Source organism: Brevibacterium sp. HMSC063G07 (assembly GCF_001810665.1).
GTDB lineage: Bacteria > Actinomycetota > Actinomycetes > Actinomycetales > Brevibacteriaceae > Brevibacterium.
Window position 1 is genome coordinate 1 of the sequence record NZ_KV802326.1, and the last position, 2,540, is coordinate 2,540.

The 2,540-nt window shown below is 64.0% G+C and carries 2 protein-coding genes; both read left to right on the forward strand.

Annotation, left to right across the window (positions count from 1 at the left end):
- Positions 1-106: 106 nt before the first annotated feature.
- Positions 107-1,672 carry an IS21 family transposase gene (gene istA, locus HMPREF2757_RS02390; protein ID WP_070573056.1) on the forward strand — a complete coding sequence of 522 codons (1,566 nt, stop codon included), beginning with the start codon at positions 107-109 and terminating at the stop codon, positions 1,670-1,672.
- Positions 1,662-2,465, forward strand: a complete 804-nt coding sequence (gene istB, locus HMPREF2757_RS02395) for an IS21-like element helper ATPase IstB (protein ID WP_070573058.1) — start codon at positions 1,662-1,664, stop codon at positions 2,463-2,465. The genes istA and istB overlap by 11 nt, the downstream gene beginning before the upstream one ends.
- The last annotated feature ends 75 nt before the right edge of the window (positions 2,466-2,540 follow it).

Genomic DNA, 2,540 nt, shown 5'->3' on the forward strand with positions numbered 1-2,540 from the left:
GTGTTGATTTCCATCCAGAAGTGACCCAGTTGACGGTGTGATTTCCATCTAAAACTGACCCACGTAGTAACCCTAACCTGCTGCTTTTAGCGGCAGGAGCACAGGAGTGATTGACGTGGCGACACTGAGTGTCATCAGACGTTGGGCATTGCGTGAGCAACTGTCCATCCGAGAGATAGTCCGGCGCACGGGCTTGTCTCGCAACACCATCCGCAAGTACCTTCGCGAGGGCGAGGCGGCGCCCAGCTACGCGAAGCGCATCAGCCCGAGCAAGCTCGACGCCTTCGCCGAGAAGCTCAGCGGCTGGCTCAAGAGCGAAGCGTCCAAGTCCCGTAAGCAACGACGCACGCTCAAGCAGATGCACGCCGACCTGGCAGCGCTGGGCTACCAGGGGTCGTACAACCGCGTGGCGGCCTTTGCACGCGCCTGGCACGCGCAACGCCACGCGATCCAGCAGACCACCGGGCGAGGCACCTTCGTGCCCCTGGCCTTCGGCCCCGGCGAGGCATTCCAGTTCGACTGGAGCGAGGACTGGGCGGTCATCGCCGGCGAGCGCACCAAGCTGCAGGTGGCGCACTTCAAGCTCAGCCACAGCCGCGCGTTCATCGTGCGCGCCTACCTGCTGCAGACCCACGAGATGCTGTTCGATGCACACAACCGGGCCTTCGAGGTGCTCGGCGGCGTGCCGCGACGGGGCATCTACGACAACATGAAGACGGCCGTGGACAAGGTGCGCCGCGGCAAGGAGCGCGATGTCAACGCGCGCTTCAGCGCCATGGTCAGCCACTACCTGTTCGAGGCCGAGTTCTGTAACCCGGCCTCGGGCTGGGAGAAGGGCCAGGTGGAGAAGAACGTGCGCGACGCCCGCCACCGGCTGTGGCAGCCCGTGCCGGCGTTCGCCACGCTGGCGCTGCTCAACGACTGGTTGGAGAGCCGCTGCAAGGCGCTGTGGGGCGAGATCGTCCACGGCAAGCTGCCTGGCACGGTGGCGGATGTCTGGGCGCAGGAGCGATCCTTGCTCATGCCTGTGCCACGGCCCTTCGACGGCTTCGTGGAACACACCAAACGCGTCTCTCCGACTTGCCTGGTGCACTTCGAGCGCAACCGCTACAGCGTGCCGGCCTCGTATGCGAACCGCCCCGTGAGCCTGCGGGTGTACGCTGCCCGGCTGGTCGTCGCGGCCGAGGGGCAGGTGATCTGTGAGCACGAACGTGTGTTCGAGCCGGGGCATCGCCACGGTGGTCATACCGTCTACGACTGGCGCCACTACCTGGCGGTCGTGCAGCGCAAGCCCGGGGCGCTGCGTAACGGGGCGCCCTTCAGCGACCTTCCGCAAGGCTTCCGTCGCCTGCAGGCGGTGCTGCTGAAGCAGCCGGGCGGAGACCGCGAGATGGTGGAGATCCTGGCGCTGGTGCTGCACCATGACGAGCAGGCGGTGCTGACCGCAGTCGAGCTGTCCCTGGAGGCTGGCGTGGCCAGCAAGACCCATGTGCTGAACGTGCTGCACCGGTTGCTGGACGCCAAGCCCGTGGCGCCTGCGCCGGTCACGGCGCCACAGGCGCTGCGCCTGGCGACCGAGCCGAAGGCCGACGTGCGGCGTTATGACACCCTCAGGAGTCGTGCAAGCGCTGCCAACGCGGTGATCACCCGGGAGGTGCGCCATGCGACATGACCCAGCGAGTGGGGCCATCGTGATCATGCTGCGCGAGCTCAAGATGCACGGCATGGCGCAGGCCGTGGCGGAGCTGGCCGAGCAGGGATCGCCTGCCTTCGAGGCAGCCCAGCCCATGCTCTCGCAGCTGCTCAAGGCGGAGATGGCCGAGCGGGAGGTGCGCACGGTGGCGTATCAATTAAAGCTGGCGCGCTTGCCCGTCTACCGCGACCTTGCAGGCTTCGACTTCACCCACAGCGAGGTCAATGAAGCCCTGGTACGCCAGTTGCATCGGTGTGAGTTCATGGACGATGCACAGAATGTGGTGCTCGTGGGCGGACCGGGCACAGGCAAGTCCCACCTCGCCACGGCCCTGGGTGTGCAAGCCATCGAGCATCACCGCTGCCGCATACGCTTCTTCTCTACGGTCGATCTGGTCAACGCGTTGGAGCGGGAGAAGGCCAGTGACAATTCCGGGCGCATCGCGCACAGGCTGATGCATATGGACATGGTGGTGCTCGATGAATTGGGCTACCTGCCGTTCAGTGCTTCAGGTGGGGCTCTGCTGTTCCATTTGCTGTCCAAACTCTACGAGCGCACGAGCGTAGTGATCACCACGAACCTGAGCTTCAGCGAGTGGGCCAGTGTGTTCGGCGATGCGAAGATGACCACTGCATTGCTGGATCGTCTTACGCATCGCTGCCATATCCTGGAAACAGGCAACGACAGCTTCCGGTTCAAGCACAGCACGGCGCAATCCGTTCAGCAAGTCCAACCCAAGAAGGAGAAAACCAAGAACTTGTCCACATCGTGAGCCATCAGGCTTACAAAGAGGGTGGGTCAATATTCGATGGAAATGCCGGGTCAGGATTCCATGGAAATCAACAGC

Bases quoted from the DNA above. Each gene is read 5' to 3' on its own strand.
- istB (WP_070573058.1), top strand. From the start codon at position 1,662: ATGCGACATGACCCAGCGAGTGGGGCCATCGTGATCATGCTGCGCGAG.